The following is an 18,307-nucleotide window of genomic DNA, read 5'->3' as shown; positions in this document are numbered from 1 at the left end:
ATGAATCATAGAAATAAGAATAATCATTTAGGAAGAAAATATGGACATCGTAAATCTCTTCTTTCTAATATAGCTTCTTCTCTTATCAAAAAAAAAAGAATTTTTACTACTTTAGCTAAAGCAAAAGCCTTGAGAAAATATGTGGAACCTATTATTACAAAATCAAAAATTGATACTACTCATTCTAAAAGAAATATTTTTTCATATTTAAAAGATAAAATAGCGGTATCAGAATTATTTAAAGATACTTTTCAAAAAGTACGAGAACGTACTGGAGGATATACTAGAATAATTAAAATTGGATTCCGTACTGGCGATCATGCTTCTCTTTCTCTTATAGAATTAGTAGATTTCAATAAAATTTATACTCATAAAAAAGAAAAAAAGTCTATAAGAATAAGAAGAAGTAAGAAAAAAAATAAAAAATTGAATAATGAGTAAAATTAAAAGTATTCAAGCTAGACAAATATTGGATTCTAGAGGAAATCCTACTGTAGAAGTGGATGTGATAACAGAAAATGACATATTAGGACGTGCTTCTGTTCCGTCTGGAACATCAGTAGGAAAATATGAAACTTTTGAATTACGTGATAATAAAGAAAATATTTTTTTTGGAAAAGGAGTATTAAAAGCAATTCAAAATGTTAATGACATTATTGCTCCTGAATTGATTGGAAAATCTATTTTAGATCAAATTTGTATTGATCAACTAATGTTAAAATTAGATGGAACAATAAACAAAAAAAGATTGGGTTCTAACGCTATTTTAGCTGTATCTTTAGCAACTGCAAAAGCAGCATCTAATGAATTAAATCTTCCTCTTTATAAATATATAGGAGGGGTTTATACCTATTCACTTCCCATTCCTTTAATAAACATTGTAAATGGAGGAAAACATTCAAATATTTCTTCTATAATTTTTCAAGAATTTATGATAGTTCCTGTAAAAGCAAATTCTTTTATAGAAGCACTTCAAATGGGTCATAAAGTTTTTTATCATTTAAAAAATATTTTAGATGAAAAAGGTTTTTCTACAAATGTAGGAGATGAAGGTGGTTTTTCTCCTAATTTTGATAATGGAATTGAAGAAGTACTAGATACTATATTAGAAGCTATACATATAGCAAATTATGAACCTTATGATCAAATAGCAATAGCTATAGATTGTGCAGCTTCTGAGTTTTATAAAAATAATCAATACGATTATTCACATTTTAAAAAATCAAAAAAAGAAACCAATATAAAATCAAAAGAAGAACACGTTCGTTATTTATCTTATTTAATTAGAAAATATCCAATTATATCTATTGAAGATGGAATGGATCAAAATGATTGGGAAGGATGGAAATTACTGACTCACGAAATGGGAGATAAAATCCAATTAGTTGGAGATGATATTTTTGTTACACAAGCAAAAAGATTAAATAAAGGAGTAAAAGAAAAAATTGCAAATTCTATTTTAATTAAACTTAATCAAGTAGGAACTTTAACAGAAACAATTGAAACAATTAATATAGCTAAAAAAAATAAATATAAAAGTATTATTTCTCATCGTTCTGGAGATACTGAAGATTCTTTTATAGCAGATCTTTCTGTTGCATTTAATATTGAACAAATTAAAACAGGTTCTTTATGTCGTTCCGAACGAATTTCAAAATATAATCAATTATTACGTATTGAAAATACACTTGGAAAATATTCATTTTATTCAAAATGGAGTTAAATATTCATCAATATAGAATAATAGGGAAATATAAAATCAATGATAATCTTAATTTTTATCTTTGGATATCTATTGATTACTATTGAAAATTATATTTCTGTAAATAAAGTTATTCCATCTATTTTGATGGCCGTTATTTGTTGGTCTTTAATTATATTCTTAGATATTCCTGTATATGAATATGAATTAGGAAAACATTTAATTTTAAAAAAAGATTCTAAATATTTATTATTATTTCATCTAGGAAAAGTATCTGAAATTGTTTTTTTTCTTATTGGAGCTATGTCTATTATTGCTATTATTGAAAGATATTCTGGATTTGAAGCTATTAAAGAATTAATTTTCACGAATACAAAACGAAAATTTTTATGGATTATAAGTATAGTTTCTTTTTTATTATCTGCTATAATAGACAATCTTACAGCTACTATGGTTTTAATTTCCATTTTGAAAAAAACGATTTCTAATTACAAAAATCGTTTATATTATTTAGGTTTAGTTATTATATCTGCTAATGCAGGAGGAGTTTGGTCTCCAATTGGAGATATAACAACAACTATGTTATGGATTTCTAATAAAGTAACTACAACTTCTCTTATAAAAAAATTATTCATTCCATCTGTATTATGTATGTTTATTTCTACTTTAATAGCATCTTATATGCCTATTTTTAATGGAAATATTCAAATAAAAAAAAATGATATATCAAAATATTATCTAAGTAGAGGTTTTTTTATGTTAAAGTTAGGTTTATTTTTAATGTTGCTTGTTCCATTTTTTAAAACTATAATTGGAATTCCTCCGTATATGGGAATAATGTTTTCTTTAGGAATTATGCTTTTTATAGTTTCTAAGAAATATAGAGATCAATCTATTTTAGATGAAATACTTAAAAAAGTAGATATATCTAGTATCTTATTTTTTTTTGGTATTTTACTTTCTGTTTCTTCATTAGAATCTATAGGAAAATTATATAGTTTATCTCATTGGATTAATGAAACTGTTTTTACATGGAAAATTACAATTTTTTTATTTGGATTAATTTCTTCTATTATAGATAATGTTCCTTTAGTAGCCGCTACTATAAATATGTTTTCTTATCCCATAAATCATGATTTATGGCATTTTATTGCTTATGTTTCTGGAACAGGAGGAAGCCTTCTTCTTATAGGATCTGCTTCTGGTGTATCGGCTATGAGTATGGAAAAAATAGATTTTTTTTGGTATTTAAAAAAAATAAGTTGGATTGCTTTAATAGGATATATGTCTGGATTTATTTATTTATTAATTTATCCATTTTTTTCTTTGTAAAAATTCTATAATATTTCCTCCTATACATGAAAAAATTAAAAGAATAGGATGTATTATTATTTTAAACCATAATGGAAATGGATAAAAAAACATATGAAATAATGTAATGATAAATAAAATAAATCCAGTTAATATAGCATAAGCTTTTTTCGCATTTTTTATAAAGAAAGCAGTTATCATACTTCCTAATAATGCACTAGAAGCATAAGAAAAAATTAAAACTATAAAAAATTCAGTAGGAGCTTCAGTTAAAAGATACTGAAATTTTTTTAATGGAATAAATTGTATTTCCGAAAACCATTTTTTCATAAATTTTATGAAAAAAATCATTTCTATAATACTTATTAAAACTCCTGTAGATATAAATAATATATTTTGGTACATAACATGAAAATATATTTTTTTGTTATTTTGTATAATAAAAATAAACATCAATTTTTAATTTTTTTATTATGAATTCTAGTATAAATTGGATATCTGTTAAAAAATATGAAGATATTTTATTTTTTTTTGGAGAAGGTATTTCTAAAATAGAGATTAATAGACCATGGTGTCATAATGCATTTCGTGTAGAAACAGTTAATGAAATGATAGATGCTATAGATATATGTGGAAATAGAAATGATATAGATGTATTAATTATAACTGGATCTGGAGAAAAATCTTTTTGTTCTGGAGGCGACCAAACTACAAGAGGAATGGGTGGATATTTAGGTAAAGATGGAATTCCAAGATTAAATATTTTAGATTTTTATAAAAAAATAAGAGAAATTCCTAAACCGGTTATAGCTATGGTTAATGGATATGCAATAGGAGGAGGGCATGTTTTACATGTTGTTTGTGATTTGACAATAGCCTCTGATAATGCTATTTTTAGTCAAGTAGGTCCAAAAGTTGGCTCTTTTGATGGTGGATTTGGATGTTCATATTTAGCTCGTCATATTGGACAAAAAAAAACACGAGAAATGTGGTTTTTATGTAAAGAATATACAGCTAAAGAAGCTTTAGAAATGGGATTGATCAATAAAGTAGTAAAGAAAAAGGAATTGGAAAAAAAAACTATAGAATGGTGTAAAATTATACAGAAAAGAAGTCCAATGTCTTTAAGAATGATAAAACGAAGTTTAAATGCTGAATTGGATGGACAACATGGTTTAATGCAATTAACAGGAGACGCTACTTTAATGTTTTATTTAATGGAAGAATCTCAAGAAGGAAAAAAAGCCTTTTTAGAAAAAAGAACTCCAAATTTTAAAAAATTTACGAAATTTTTATGAAATTAAAATATTGGATTAGTGCAGCTCGTATTCATACTTTACCTTTATCTCTTTCTGGAATAACTTTGAGTTTTTTTATTTCTCAATCTAGAAAAAACGTAAGTATAATTACTTATATTCTAAGTATTACTACTGCTTTATTATTACAAATTTTAGCAAATTTTGCAAATGATTATGGAGATAGTATAACAGGAGTAGATAATTTTAGACGAATAGGTCCTAAAAGAACAATTCAATGTGGTTTAATTTCTTTATCAGAAATGAAAAAAGCTATTTTTATATTTTCTGTATTATCTTTTTTCTCTGGTCTTTTTTTGCTTTTTCAGACTATTTTATGGAAAAATATTTTAATTTTTTTTATTTATTTTTTAGGAATTCTAGTATGTATATATAGTTCAATAAGATATTCTATTGGATCTCGTCCATATGGATATATAACAGGAATGGGAGATTTATTTGTTATGATTTTTTTTGGAATTCTTTCAGTGGAAGGAAGTTATTTTTTGTATACACATATTTTATCTATGGATATATTTTTTCTTTCTTTATCTATAGGTTTTTTAAACGTAGGAGTTTTGAATCTAAATAATATGAGAGATTTGGATAATGACCGTGAAAACAAAAAATATACTATACCTGTATGGTTGGGGATAGAATATGCTAAATTATATCATACATTTATTATATTAATATCAATATTTTTAGGAGGATATTTTATTTTTTTGAATAAAAAAACTGTTTGCCAATGTTTTTTTTTTATTTTTATTTTTATCTTTTTGATATTGCATGTTCGAAATATAATTTTTATAAAAGAAAATAAAATATTTGATTTAGAATTGAAAAAATTAGTGATACTTATTTTTTTATATGGATTTAGTATAGGAATTTGTTTTTTAAATTAAAAAAAAATTATTATATGAAAATTACCTTTTTTTCTCATAGTACATGTATATTAGAAATACATGAAAAATATTTATTGATAGACCCTTTTTTTTCTGGAAATCCTATTTATAACAATATAAATTTTTTAAAATTTTTTCCAAAAATAGATTATATTTTATTAACTCATGCACATTACGATCATGTATCCGATGTAGAATTATTTTCACGTAATTTTCATGATATTTTAGTTATTTCTAATTATGAAATATCTAATTTCTTTTACAAAAAAGGAATAAAAACATATGGAATCAACTATGGTTCTTTTGTCTCATTTCCTTTTGGAAAATTAAAATATACTTGGGCTACTCATTCTAGTGTTTTTAACGATGGTACTTATGGAGGAAATCCAGGAGGTTTCCTTTTACATACAGATGAAGGAAATCTATATTTATCAGGAGATACATCTGTTATGTATGAAATGAAACTTATTCCTTATTTTGGAAAATTAAAACTTTCTATTTTACCAATAGGAGGGAAATATACTATGGATATAGAAGAAGCTATTATTGCTTCAAATTTTTTGAAATCTGAAAAAATATTAGGAGTTCATTATGATACTTTTGAAGATATTCAAATTGATCAAGAAAAAGCAAAAAAAAAGTTTTTTGAAAAAGGGAAAGAATTAATTTTATTAGAAAAAGGAAAAACTATATGTGTTTAATGAATGAAAAAATTTAGAAATTGAATTGTTTTTTAAAAAAACAAATATTTTTTTTTAAAAAAAAAATATTTAATTCTAATAGAATATTTCAAAAAAATATTATATGGTTTATTATTTTAACACAAAAAAATAAAATAGGAATAGGAGAGTGTAATCCAATATTAGATCAATTTGCTTTAAAAAACTTAAAAAAATTTGAATTGGAATTAAAAAATATTTCCAAAAAAATTCTGTTTTTAAAGAAGATAGAAATTTCTTTTTATTATAAACATATTTCTTATTCATCTATTTTATTTGGATTAGAACAAGCTTTTTTAAGCTTAAAAAATAAGTTTCCTATATTATACCACTCTGAATTTACTTCTGGTAGAAAGGGAATTTCTATAAATAGTTTAATTTGGTTAAATTCTTTTAAAAAAGAAAAAAAATACGCAATAGAAAAAATAGAAGATCAAATTATTAAAGGTTTTTCATTGATAAAAATGAAAATAAATATAAAATTTATTGATGACCAATATCTTATTTTAAAAAAAATAAAAAAAAAATATCCATTTATAAAAATACGTTTAGATGCAAATGGTTGTTTTAAAAAAACTAAAAAAGTTTTTTATTATTTAAATAAATTTTATGATTTAGGAATTATTGATTTAATAGAACAACCCATATTATCTGGAAACTGGAAGGATATGGAAAAAATATGTAAAAAATCAAAATTACCTATAGGATTAGACGAAGAATTAGTAAATATTTATGAATTAAAAAAAAAAAAAAAATTATTGGATATTATTAGTCCTCAATATATTATACTAAAACCTAGTATAAATGGTGGATTTTTTGGATCTGAAGAATGGATACTGGAAGCTAATAAAAGAAAAATAAAATGGTATATTAGTTCTTCTTTAGAGAGTAATATCGGAATTAATGCGATTGCTCAATGGACCTTTATAATGCAGAAAAAATATAATAATTTTAATACACATGGATTAAATACAGGAGAGCTATATCCAAAAAATTGGATTTCTCCTTTAGAAATAAAGAAAGGGATTATTTGGTATAATCCATTTATAAAATGGAAAATAGAAACATTATTAAAATAAAAAATGTGGATCGATTTTTCTTCAAAAGAAAAAATATTTTCTTCTTTTATTTTAAAAAAACAAAATGAAAAAAATAATAATTGGAAAAAATCTATTTTTTCTTTTTTAAAAGATTGGTTTAATAATAAACCTATAATATTATCTCTATCTTCTGGAACAACAGGAATTCCTAAAATTCTTTCTTTACGTAAAGAACATATGTATAAAAGAGCTGTAAGAACTGTAGAATTTTTAAAACTTAATAAAAAAAGAGGAATTAAAGGATTGTTATGTTTGTCTCCAGATTTTATAGCATCTAAAATGTTTTTAGTTCGTGCTATTATTTTTAAATGGAAAATATATTGTACTCCTCCATCATCTAATCCTTTAAAAAATATTAAAGAATATTTTGATATCACATCAATGGTTCCTGTACAAGTTTTTTTTAGTTTAAAATATTTGAAATATATTAAAATCGTTTTAATAGGAGGATATTCTATTTCAATTTTTTTAGAAAAAAAATTGAAAAATATTTCAACAATTTGTTATGCTACTTATGGTATGACAGAAACTTCAGGCCACATAGCTATGAAAAAAGTCAATGGATCTAACAGATCTACTTTTTATAAATCATTTAAAGATATCATTTTAAGTGTAGACGATAGGAATTGCTTGAAAATTTTTTCTACATGTTGTATGGATTCATTTCTTCAAACAAATGATATTGTTCATATGATATCTGAAAATACATTTACTTGGATAGGTAGATATGACAATGTAATTAATAGTGGTGGAATTAAAATTATTCCTGAATTAATAGAAAAAGAAATTAGTTTTTTTATTCCTTATGAAAAAAGATTTTTTATATCCTCAATTCCAGATAAAATTTTAGGAGAAAAAATAGTATTAGTTATTGAAGGAAAGCCTTTTTCATTGCATATTCCAGATTCCATTTTTAATGGAAACAAAAAATTTTATAAACCAAAAAATATTTTTTTTATATCTCATTTTACGAAAAATTTATTGAGTAAATTTAGGAGAAAAGAAATTATGAAAAAACTATTAAAAACATAATAAATATATTATTATGTATTTCTTTTGTTTATTTTTTTATCAAAAAATATTTTGAGTTCTTTAAGAAAAGTTTTGGTATTCAAATAGTTATTTTTTTCTTCATTTTGTTTAGATAATTGAAATAAATCTTTGGTCATTTTTCCAGATTCTATAAAATCTATACATGCTTTTTCCATATTTTCCGAAAAGGATTTCAAATCTAAATTTTTATCTAAAATGGCACGATGTCTAAGGCCTCTAGTCCAAGAAAAAATAGAAGCAATAGGGTTAGTAGATGTTTCTTTTCCATTTTGATGCAATCTATAATGTCTAGTAATTGTTCCATGAATAGCTTCAGATTCTAAAGTTTTTCCATCTGGAGTAAGTAAAATAGAGGTCATCATTCCTAGTGAACCAAATCCTTGTGCTATACAATCCGATAATACATCTCCATCATAATTTTTACAAGCCCATATAAATTTTCCATTTGATTTAATTGTTTTTGCAATCATATCATCAATCAAACGATGTTCATAAGTAATTTGTAATTTTTCAAATTTTGATTTGAATTCATTTTCATATACATTTTGAAATATTTTTTTAAAATTACCATCATATGCTTTTAAAATAGTATTTTTTGTAGATAAAAATAAAGGCCATTTTTTATATACAGAATAATTAAAACAAGAACGAGCAAATCCATAGATAGACTTATCTGTATTATACATGCCCATGGCAATACCAGGATCTGTAAAATGATGGATTTTAAATTTTATTGATTGATTTTTTTTATTTTTATCATCTGGAATAAAAGAAATATATAAAATTCCTTTTTCTTTAACCATAAAATCTATGGCTTCATATTGATCAGCATATGCATGTCTAGCGATACATATAGGATTAGTCCAATTTGAAATCAAACGAGGAATATTTTTTACTATAATAGGTTCTCTAAAAATAGTTCCATTAACAATATTTCTAATAGTTCCATTTGGAGATTTCCACATTTTTTTTAAATGAAATTCTCTCATTCTATCTTCATCTGGTGTAATTGTAGCACATTTAATTCCTACATTATACTTTTTTATAGCATAAGCAGCATCTATAGTAATTTGATCATTTGTTATATTTCTATTTTCTATTCCTAAATCAAAATAAATAATATTTATATCTAAATAAGGAAGAATGAAATATGTTTTTATATATTTCCATATAATTTTTGCCATCTCATCTCCGTCTATTTCTACTATAGGATTGTAAACTTTGATTTTTTTCATAATTTCCAAAAATTTTTTATAATATAATATGTTTTTTAAAAAAAAGAAATTCTTATATTTACGTAACTATTTATTGAATGTAATTAATTAACCTATCATCCCTTTGAATTACTCGAAGGGTTTTTATTTTGTGATAAAGTAGATAAAAAAATATATAATTTTTTTGAGAAATCATATAAAATTTATAATAAAAATATTTTACAAAAAAATATTCCTTCTTATAGGATTTTCTTCTTTATGTATTTATGATTCAATAAAATAAAATAAATAATGTTAGATTTTTTAAAAACTATACTTGAAAATAATAGAAATAAAGGTATTTATCCTAATAAGAGTAAATCTGAAAATTTTGTGAAAACATTATTTCATACTTTATTTACTCCTAATCAGGATATTTTGAATGATGTTGTATTTTTTCGTAAAAAATACGAAAAATTAAAAAAACTTTTATATGAAATTTTTATTGAATTGAATATAAATAAAAAAGATTCTTATAACCTTACTCAAGCTTTTTTTCAGGAAGTTCCTAATATTTATCGAACATTGATAATAGATGCTAATGCAATATTAAAATCTGATCCTGCAGCTACAATTATAGAAGAAATTTTTCTTTCTTATCCCGGTTTTTTTGCAACGGCTTTATATAGAATTGCACATCAATTATGGATTCAAAAAATTCCAATTCTTCCAAGATTAATTACAGAATATGCACATAGTAAAACTGGAGTGGATATTCATGCATCTGCAAAAATAGGAAAGGCTTTTGCTATTGATCATGGAACAGGGATAGTAATAGGTTCTAGTACAAAAATAGGAGATAAAGTAAAAATATATCAGGGGGTAACTTTAGGAGCTATTTATGTAGCTAAAAAATTAGAAAATACAAAACGTCATCCTACAATAGAAGATAAAGTTACAATTTATGCTGGAGCAACTGTTTTAGGAGGAGAGACTATAATAGGACATGATAGTGTACTTGGGGGGAACGTTTGGGTTACAAAAAGTATCCCTCCTTTTTCTATAGTATATCAAAAAAATGAAATTAAAATGAGAAATAATAGTCCTTTTCCTGACCCCATTAATTTTATGATATAATTCAAAAAAAAAAAAAAAATGAAAGTTGATAGCATTTTAAAAACTATCGGAAATACGCCTCATGTACGTCTTAAAAGATTATTTCCTAATCATCAAGTGTGGATAAAATTGGAAAAAAATAATCCTGGAGGAAGCATAAAAGATAGAATAGCTTTATCTATGATAGAAGATGCAGAAAAAAAAGGAATTATTCACAAAGGAGATATTATTATAGAACCTACTTCTGGAAACACAGGAATAGGATTAGCTATGGTTTGTTCTGTAAAAGGATATCGTCTGATCTTAGTTATGCCAGAATCTATGAGTATTGAAAGAAGAAAATTATTTTCTATTTTTGGAGCAAAATTTGTTTTGACTTCAAAAGAAGATGGAATGAAAGGAGCTATTCAAAAAGCAGAAGAATTAATTAACACGATTCCAAATTCTTGGATGCCTAAACAATTTGATAATATTTCAAACCCAGATACACATAAAAATACAACGGCAAGAGAAATAATTAACACTTTTCCTAAAGGGATAGATTATTTCATTACAGGAGTGGGGACTGGAGGTCATATTACTGGAATAGGAGAAGTATTAAAAAATAAGTTTCCGAATATAAAAATATTTTCTGTAGAACCTATAGAATCACCAGTGATATTTGGAGGAAAACCTAATTCTCATGCTTTACAAGGACTAGGTGCTGGTTTTATTCCATCTATTTTGAATGTAAAAATATTAGATGGAACTTTTTTAGTTTCTAAAGAAGAAGCTTTTCATTATGTTAGAAAGATAGCGAAAAAAGAAGGAATTCTTGTTGGAATTTCTACTGGAGCTTCAGTATCTGCTATAGAAAAACAATTATCTAATTTTTCAAAAAAATCCACAATCTTAACAGTAAATTATGATACTGGGGAAAGATATTTATCGGTTGATAATCTTTTTTGTAAAGGATAAAAAATATTTTTTATAAAATATCGATAATTAATTTTTTATGATTTTGATCAAAAAATGAAATAATCTAAATTGTTTTATAAACATATACATATAATCGAAAATATTCAATAATAAAATACAGTTTTTCGAATATAAAGAAAGAAATCTTAAATTATTATAAATAATTTTATGGTATAAATACTTATATAAAATAATTAAAATGTTATCTGAATCAAATAATAAAACATTTTCTAAATTAATGCAAGAATGCTCTAAAGAAGAAATAATATGGATATGTGGTTATATATCTGGATTATTTTTTTATAAAAAAGAAAAAAAAGATTTCAAAGAGATTAAAATAAAAGAAGAGGAAAAAAAAATTACGTTAGTTTATGGAACAGAAACAGGTAATGCTAAAAACTTAGCTTTTGATATTTATGAAAAAGCTAAAAAAGAAAAATTAAAAATGAAATTGATCAATCTAGATCAATATTGTTTGAAAAATTTAGAAAAAGAAGATTATTTTTTTATTATAATAAGTACACATGGAGAAGGAGCCCCTCCTTATTCTGCAAGATCTTTTTTTAATTTTATTCATAAGAATAAAAATTTATTTTTAAAAAATGTGAAATATAGCGTATTAGCGTTGGGGGACAAATCCTACACTCATTTTTGTAAAGCAGGAAAAGATATAGATAAATGTTTACATAATATAGGAGCAAAAAGAATTATTCCATTATATAAATGTAATGTAGATTATGAAATTCAGGCAAATCAATGGTTTTCAGAAATTTTAAGTTTTTTTAAAAAAAAAAATGAAATTCACGTGGAATATGCAGAAAATAAAAATCAGAAAGTATATGGAAAAATTTTAAATAACATAATTTTAAATGATAAAAAAGAGGGCTCGAATAAAGAGGTTCATCATATTGAAATTTTTGTTTCAAATAAAATTGAATATTCTCCTGGAGACTCTATAGGAATTTTTCCTGAAAATCCTTCTATGGAAATAAATTATATTATAAAGTATATGAAGGAAAATAGGAAAAAAGAATTCGAAGAATATGAATATAAAGAAAAAAATAAAATATTTAATCTTCTGAAAAAAAAATTGAATATCCTTTTTTTATCTGACGATTTTGTAAAAAAATATTCTTTTTTATCGGGGATAAAAAATATTTCTTTAGATAGAAAATGGAAACTTATTGATCTTTTAATAAAATTTCCTATAAAAAATGAATATTCTTTAAAAGATCTGATAAAAAATATAGAACCCATAAAACCTAGATTATATTCTATCTCTTCTTCTCCTACAGCTCATAAAAATGAAATCCATATTACTGTATCTCGTCATTATTTTCAATTAAATAATAGAGAAACTGTATATGGGCATTGTTCTGATTTTTTGTCCAAACTTAAAATTGGAGATAAATTATCTTTTTTTATCTATAAAAATAAAATGTTTAAACTTCCAACTCCTGATAAAAACATAATTCTTATTGGACCTGGTACTGGAATTGCTCCCTTTCGTTCTTTTTTATATGAAAGAGAAATAACAAAAGCATCAGGTAAAAATTGGTTATTTTTTGGAGATCAACATTCTAATACAGATTTTTTATATAAAACAGAAATCCAAAAATGGGAAATAAAAGGAAATCTTTATCGTGTTATTTTATCTTTTTCTAGGGATCAGGAAAAAAAAATCTATGTCCAAGATAAAATATGGGAGAATAGAATAGAATTTTTTTCATGGATAAAAAATGGAGCCTATGTTTTTATTTGTGGAAATAAAACCCCTATGAGTGTAGATGTAGAAAAAATAATTTCTCGCGTTATAGAAAAAATAGGAAAATGCGATTCCAATCTTTTTCTAAAAAAAATGAAAAAAGAAGGAAGATATTTAAAAGATGTATATTAATATAGATATAACTTATTTTATTAAGTTGAATTTTATAAAAAAAGATAGTAAATTATTTTTAACAAAAAATAATAAAACTATAATTTTATTTTATTTAATTTTTGACTTAAAAAAATAATTTTTTCCACAATTTTATTATCCATTTTTGATTTCGATTCTTTAGTCCATCCTGCAATATGAGGTGTAAATATTACTTTATTAGAATGAATAAGATAAAAAAAAATTTTACGAAAATTTTGATTTAAATCAATATTTTTGAAAAAAAAATCTTCATATTCCAATACATCTAGGCATGCTCCATTTATTTTTCCATTTTTTAATGCTTCTACTAAATGACTTGTAACTAAACACCCTCCACGAGAAGTATTTATTAAATAAAAAGGTTTGTTAAATTTTTTTATAAAATTATAATTTATCATTCCCTTTGTTTTTTTTGTATAGGGAACATGTAAACTTATTACATCTGATTTTTTAAAAATTGTAGACATATTTACTTGTTTTGCATAAAAATCTCCTACTCTAGGTAAGATATCATAACATATTATTTTAGGATTAAATCCTGATAATTTTTTTGCAAAAGCTTTTCCTGTATTTCCATATCCAATAATACCTATTGTTTTTCCCATAATTTCTATACCTCTATTAATTTCTCTACTCCATTTTCCTGTAACAATTTGTTGATGTGAACGAATAATATTATTCATTATACATAAAAGCATTCCTATAGCATGTTCTGCTACTGCGTCTTTATTTCCTTCTGGAGAAGAAATTAAAGTAATTCCTTTTTTTATAGCATAATTTTTATCTATATTTTCTGTTCCAGATCCAATACGAGCTATAAATTTTAAATTTATAGCTTTTTCAATAAATTCTTTATTTATTTTTAATCTATTTCTTAAAATAATGCCGTCATACAAAGATAAATTAATTTGATTTGCTGAATCATTATAATTTTCATCACAAATAAATCCTTTTTTTTTTAACTTATATATAATAAAAGGATGGTTTTTATCCAAAATTAAAATTTTTTTTATCATATATTAATTATCATAAACTTTTTTTATTTTCTAAACTGAATTTTCCATCAAAATATATAATTTTTTTTAAAGAATTTTTTTCTCCTTCACTTTCTCCTTCATTTTCTCCTTCACTTTCTCCTTCACTTTCTCCTTCACTTTTTTCTTCACTTTTTTCTTTATTAAAAGGACCCTCTTCTTGTTCTTTAAGAATAGGTTCAGGTTCATAACAATAATCCCAATAAGATTGATAATTTTTAGGTTTTTGGAATAATAATTTATTATGATAAATTAAATTCATATCTTTATACAAGCTTTTCATATAATAAGCCCATATAGGTAAAGCCATATTTGCTCCTTGTCCTAATTTTATGCTTTCAAAATGAGAAAATCGGTCTTCCCAACCTACCCAAACTCCGGTAGTTAGATTAGGAATCATGCCTATAAACCATCCATCTGAATTTTCATTAGTTGTTCCTGTTTTTCCAGCTATATCTCCTGTAATATTATAAGATTGTAATCTTTTTGCTGTTCCATATTTAACTACTCCTTGCATTAATTTTAACATAATATATCCTACTTCTTCACTAAAAACTTGTTTTCTACTAAAATCTATATGTTCTTTAATTAAATTTTCATTTTCATCTTCTATCTTAACTAAAATAGAGGGTTTAACGTAAAAACCATAATTGGTAAATGTATTAAACGCTCCTGTCATTTCATATAAAGTCAAATCAGCCGAACCAAGTGCAATAGATGGGTTTTTAGGAATTATCGATTCTATACCCATTTTTTTTGCTAAATTAATTACTGGATTTGGTGTAATCTGTGATATTAAACGAGCTGAAATAGTATTTACAGAAAAAGCTAATCCATCTTTTAAAGTAAGAAATCCTCCGTATTTTCCATTAGAATTTCTGGGACTCCATTTTCCCAAATGAAATTTTTCATTTGAAATTTTTGTACAAGGATTATAATGCAATTTATTAATAGCTGCAGCATATAAAATAGGTTTAAAAACAGAACCAACTTGACGTTGTGTTTGTGCTACATGATCATATTGAAAATAGTTAAAATCTATTCCTCCTACCCATGCTTTAATAAATCCAGTAGATGGTTCTACTGATAACATTCCTGCTTGTATAATACTTTTTTGATAACGAATAAAATTCCATGGAGACATAAATACTTTTTTAGATCCCTTCCAAGTAAACAATTTGATCAGTTGTGGTTTCTTAAATATTTTTATGATTTCTTCTTCTTTTAATCCTTTTTGTCTTAAATCTTGGTAAAGAGAGGTTCTGTGCATTGCAGATATGAGGATTTGTTTTGTTTTTTTTGGAGAAATATTTAAAAATGGAGCATTTTTATTCGTTTTCTGAAAACGATTAAATAAAATTTGTAACTGACTAAGATGTATTTTTACGGCTTTTTCTGCATAACTTTGCATTTTAGCATCAATTGATGTATATATTTTTAATCCACTAGAATAAAGATTAAGTTTTTTTCCAGTTTTTTCTTCATATTCATTTAAAGCTTCTTGAATTTCTTTTTTTAAAAATTCTCCATAATAAGTAAGTAATTCAAAATCTTTTTTTTGTATTTTAAAATTTATTTTTACAGGTTTTTTTAATTCTTTTTTATATATATGTACATTTAAGAAATTATATTTTTTCATTTGATATAAAACTAAATTTCTTTGTTTTTTTGTTCTATTAGGATAATTTCTAGGATTATATAAAGAAGGATTTTCTAGCATTCCTACTAATATAGCGCATTCTCCTAAATTTAGGTCAGATACATTTTTATTAAAATAAGTATGAGCCGCTGTTTCTATTCCTTTTGCATTATACAAAAAATCAAATTTATTATAATACATAGTAATAATTTCTTCCTTTGTATAACGTTTTTCTAACTCAATAGCCATAACCCATTCTAAAAGTTTTTGATGAATTCTATGCAATTTGTTTTTTGCAGATGGTCCTGTAAAAAGAAGTTTTGCTAACTGTTGTGATATAGTACTACCTCCTCCTTTTTTTCCTAAAGAAAGAATAGCTCTAAGAAAAGATTTAACATCAATTCCAGAATGATATTTAAAACGAATATCTTCTTTTGCAAGAAGTGCATTAACAAGATTTTTTGGAAGTTGTTTATAAGTAACTAAAGTTCTATTTTCGGAAAAAAATTTCCCTAATAATATCCCATTAGAATCATATACTTCTGATCCTACTTTCATAGCAGGATTTTCTATATCCTTAGTACTAGGTAATGTTCCTAAATAACCTTTGAAAGCTGCATAAAAAATAAGCATAACAATGCCTATTCCTATAAAAAATAAAAACCAAAAATAAAAAATAAGTTTATAAAAGAAAAAAATTTTTTTTGTACTTTTTTTATACACGAAAAAATTATTTTATATTATATAGATATATCTTTAAACCTTAATTCTGTTTTTTGAATAGTAGTATTAATAGTTGATAATTCTTCTAAAGGAGGGGTGATTCTATTTTTTTCTAAAATTTCTTTAATTTTTTTTACTTTTATTCTAAACCAAGTATTGGGCTTTTTAATATAAGAAAACCATATTTTTTGTTTAAAAACATCAATTTTCATACATTTAGCAATTCCTTTTTCTGTATAAATTTTTCTATTAAAATCTGGAAAATCTTTAATAGCATCTAAATAAGCATCTAATTCATAGTTAAGACAGCATTTTAATTTGCTACATTGTCCGGTTAATTTTTTAATATTTATAGAAAGTTGTTGATATCTTGCTGAATTAGTTGTTACACTTTTAAAATTTTTTAACCAAGTAGTACAACAAAGTTCACGCCCACAAGAACCAATACCCCCAATTTTTGCTGCTTCTTGTCTATATCCTATTTGACGCATTTCTATATGCGTACGAAAATATAAAGCAAATTCTTTAATTAATTTTCTAAAATCTATTCTATTTTCAGCTGTATAATAAAAAACAGCTTTTTTTCCATCTCCTTGATATTCTATATCACTAATTTTCATAAATAGATTTAAATTTTTTGCAAGCTTTTTAGCTATGAAAAGAGTTTTAGTTTCTTTTTTCTTAAAAGATTTCCAAATATTTATTTCTTTATATGTTGATTTTCTATATATTTTTTTAAAATTAACAGTCTTATTTCTTATTTGTAATTTTACCAATTCTCCAGTTAAATAAACTACTCCTATATCATATCCTATACCGGATTTTGTTTCTACAGTCACAATATCTCCTTGATCAAGGAATATTTTTTCTTGATTAAGAAAAAATTCTTTTCTATCATTTTTAAATTTTATTTCTACAATATCATATTTTTGATATTCAAAAGGAGTTTGAATATTAGATAACCAATCCAATACATTAAATTTGTAACATTGTTTTTTTTGAAGAAGATTTTCTTTTTTTGAACATTTATTTAAAAAACAATCATGACATGATTTGTTCATTATTTATATTTAATAATAATAATATTTTATATTTATTAAGAAAGAATAAACTATATTTTTCATAAAAAAAATTATATAAATATATATATTTCTAAAAAAAAATGAATAAAAAAATAAAAATAGCAATATTTCCTGGCACTTTTGATCCTATTACTTTAGGACATTATGATATTATTGTTAGAGCTTTAAATTTATTTGATAAAATTATTATAGCTATTGGAAACAATTTTGAAAAAAAAAATATGTTTTCTATTGAAAAAAGAAAAAAGTGGATCCAAAAAACTTTTTTAAAGTTATCACAAAAAATAGAAATAGATTCATTCAATGGATTAACTATTTCTTTTTGTATAAAAAAAAAAGCTAGATTTTTATTAAGAGGAATCCGAAATCAATTGGATTTTGAATTGGAAAAAAATATTGATTTTGTAAATCAAAAATTATGTAATAAATATTTTATTGAAACAGTTTATCTTTTTGCTTCTTATGATAAATCTTATATCAGTTCTTGTATTGTGAGAGATGTAATAAAAAATGGAGGAGATTATACAATATTTGTACCTTCTAGTGTTAGAATAATATAA

At 23.7% G+C, this 18,307-nt stretch carries 17 protein-coding genes; 12 read left to right on the top strand and 5 right to left on the bottom strand.

The features are described 5' to 3' along the window. Genes rplQ through STAT_RS01850 form a run of 3 tightly spaced genes read left to right on the top strand, consistent with a single transcriptional unit; the run spans nucleotide 1 to nucleotide 3,034 of the window. The gene (gene rplQ, locus STAT_RS01860; RefSeq protein ID WP_119305552.1) at nucleotides 1-441 is read left to right on the top strand and encodes a 50S ribosomal protein L17; all 441 of its coding nucleotides are present in this window, start codon (nucleotides 1-3) and stop codon (nucleotides 439-441) included. Continuing rightward, complete coding sequence (gene eno / locus STAT_RS01855; RefSeq protein WP_119305551.1) at nucleotides 434-1,723, top strand: phosphopyruvate hydratase; 1,290 nt, start codon at nucleotides 434-436, stop codon at nucleotides 1,721-1,723. The genes rplQ and eno overlap by 8 nt, the downstream gene beginning before the upstream one ends. Before the next feature lie 39 nt (nucleotides 1,724-1,762). Then, entirely contained in the window at nucleotides 1,763-3,034 is a 1,272-nt protein-coding gene (locus STAT_RS01850) for an SLC13 family permease (RefSeq protein ID WP_119305550.1), read from the top strand. Here STAT_RS01850 and STAT_RS01845 read toward each other — a convergent pair. Then, on the bottom strand, nucleotides 3,008-3,418 hold the full coding sequence (locus STAT_RS01845) for a hypothetical protein (protein ID WP_119305846.1): 411 nt from the start codon (nucleotides 3,416-3,418) through the stop codon (nucleotides 3,008-3,010). The two genes, STAT_RS01850 and STAT_RS01845, sit on opposite strands and share 27 nt — an antisense overlap. 68 nt (nucleotides 3,419-3,486) lie before the next feature. Here STAT_RS01845 and menB point away from each other — a divergent pair, with 68 nt between their 5' ends. Genes menB through STAT_RS01820 form a run of 5 tightly spaced genes read left to right on the top strand, consistent with a single transcriptional unit; the run spans nucleotide 3,487 to nucleotide 8,064 of the window. Then, entirely contained in the window at nucleotides 3,487-4,311 is an 825-nt protein-coding gene (menB, locus tag STAT_RS01840; RefSeq protein ID WP_119305549.1) for a 1,4-dihydroxy-2-naphthoyl-CoA synthase, read from the top strand. Beyond that, nucleotides 4,308-5,213, top strand: a complete 906-nt coding sequence (gene menA / locus STAT_RS01835) for a 1,4-dihydroxy-2-naphthoate octaprenyltransferase (RefSeq protein ID WP_119305548.1) — start codon at nucleotides 4,308-4,310, stop codon at nucleotides 5,211-5,213. The genes menB and menA overlap by 4 nt, the downstream gene beginning before the upstream one ends. Before the next feature lie 14 nt (nucleotides 5,214-5,227). Continuing rightward, nucleotides 5,228-5,914, top strand: a complete 687-nt coding sequence (locus STAT_RS01830; protein WP_119305845.1) for a metal-dependent hydrolase — start codon at nucleotides 5,228-5,230, stop codon at nucleotides 5,912-5,914. Nucleotides 5,915-5,934: 20 nt separating this feature from the next. Then, nucleotides 5,935-7,011 carry an enolase C-terminal domain-like protein gene (locus tag STAT_RS01825; RefSeq protein WP_244273551.1) on the top strand — a complete coding sequence of 359 codons (1,077 nt, stop codon included), beginning with the start codon at nucleotides 5,935-5,937 and terminating at the stop codon, nucleotides 7,009-7,011. A gap of 3 nt (nucleotides 7,012-7,014) precedes the next feature. Continuing rightward, complete coding sequence (locus STAT_RS01820; protein ID WP_119305547.1) at nucleotides 7,015-8,064, top strand: acyl-CoA synthetase family protein; 1,050 nt, start codon at nucleotides 7,015-7,017, stop codon at nucleotides 8,062-8,064. 11 nt (nucleotides 8,065-8,075) lie between these two features. Here the strand turns inward: STAT_RS01820 and STAT_RS01815 are convergent, their stop codons facing one another. Continuing rightward, complete coding sequence (locus STAT_RS01815; protein ID WP_119305844.1) at nucleotides 8,076-9,320, bottom strand: NADP-dependent isocitrate dehydrogenase; 1,245 nt, start codon at nucleotides 9,318-9,320, stop codon at nucleotides 8,076-8,078. A gap of 270 nt (nucleotides 9,321-9,590) precedes the next feature. Here STAT_RS01815 and STAT_RS01810 point away from each other — a divergent pair, with 270 nt between their 5' ends. The 3 genes from STAT_RS01810 to STAT_RS01800 all read left to right on the top strand — a co-directional run bounded on the left by STAT_RS01810 (nucleotide 9,591) and on the right by STAT_RS01800 (nucleotide 13,248). Then, complete coding sequence (locus STAT_RS01810) at nucleotides 9,591-10,415, top strand: serine O-acetyltransferase (RefSeq protein ID WP_119305546.1); 825 nt, start codon at nucleotides 9,591-9,593, stop codon at nucleotides 10,413-10,415. A gap of 18 nt (nucleotides 10,416-10,433) precedes the next feature. Next, entirely contained in the window at nucleotides 10,434-11,351 is a 918-nt protein-coding gene (gene cysK / locus STAT_RS01805; protein ID WP_119305545.1) for a cysteine synthase A, read from the top strand. Between the two features lie 199 nt (nucleotides 11,352-11,550). Beyond that, the gene (locus STAT_RS01800) at nucleotides 11,551-13,248 is read left to right on the top strand and encodes a diflavin oxidoreductase (protein ID WP_119305544.1); all 1,698 of its coding nucleotides are present in this window, start codon (nucleotides 11,551-11,553) and stop codon (nucleotides 13,246-13,248) included. Nucleotides 13,249-13,325: 77 nt separating this feature from the next. On the opposite strand, the gene STAT_RS01795 is transcribed toward STAT_RS01800, so the two are convergent. From STAT_RS01795 to STAT_RS01785, 3 genes are read right to left on the bottom strand one after another with little or no spacing between them, the layout of a single operon-like run. Continuing rightward, on the bottom strand, nucleotides 13,326-14,285 hold the full coding sequence (locus STAT_RS01795; RefSeq protein ID WP_119305543.1) for an NAD(P)-dependent oxidoreductase: 960 nt from the start codon (nucleotides 14,283-14,285) through the stop codon (nucleotides 13,326-13,328). Nucleotides 14,286-14,295: 10 nt separating this feature from the next. Continuing rightward, nucleotides 14,296-16,665 (bottom strand): transglycosylase domain-containing protein, encoded by a 2,370-nt coding sequence (locus STAT_RS01790; RefSeq protein WP_244273550.1) that lies wholly within the window; start codon nucleotides 16,663-16,665, stop codon nucleotides 14,296-14,298. A gap of 17 nt (nucleotides 16,666-16,682) precedes the next feature. Then, a complete protein-coding gene (locus STAT_RS01785) occupies nucleotides 16,683-17,726 on the bottom strand; it encodes a PSP1 domain-containing protein (RefSeq protein ID WP_119305542.1) in 1,044 nt (347 codons plus the stop codon). 101 nt (nucleotides 17,727-17,827) lie between these two features. Here STAT_RS01785 and coaD point away from each other — a divergent pair, with 101 nt between their 5' ends. Next, entirely contained in the window at nucleotides 17,828-18,307 is a 480-nt protein-coding gene (gene coaD, locus STAT_RS01780) for a pantetheine-phosphate adenylyltransferase (RefSeq protein WP_119305541.1), read from the top strand.

Source organism: Blattabacterium cuenoti STAT (assembly GCF_003573915.1).
GTDB classification, from domain to species: Bacteria; Bacteroidota; Bacteroidia; order Flavobacteriales; family Blattabacteriaceae; genus Blattabacterium; species Blattabacterium cuenoti_A.
This window is presented reverse-complemented; position numbering and strand designations above follow the sequence as displayed.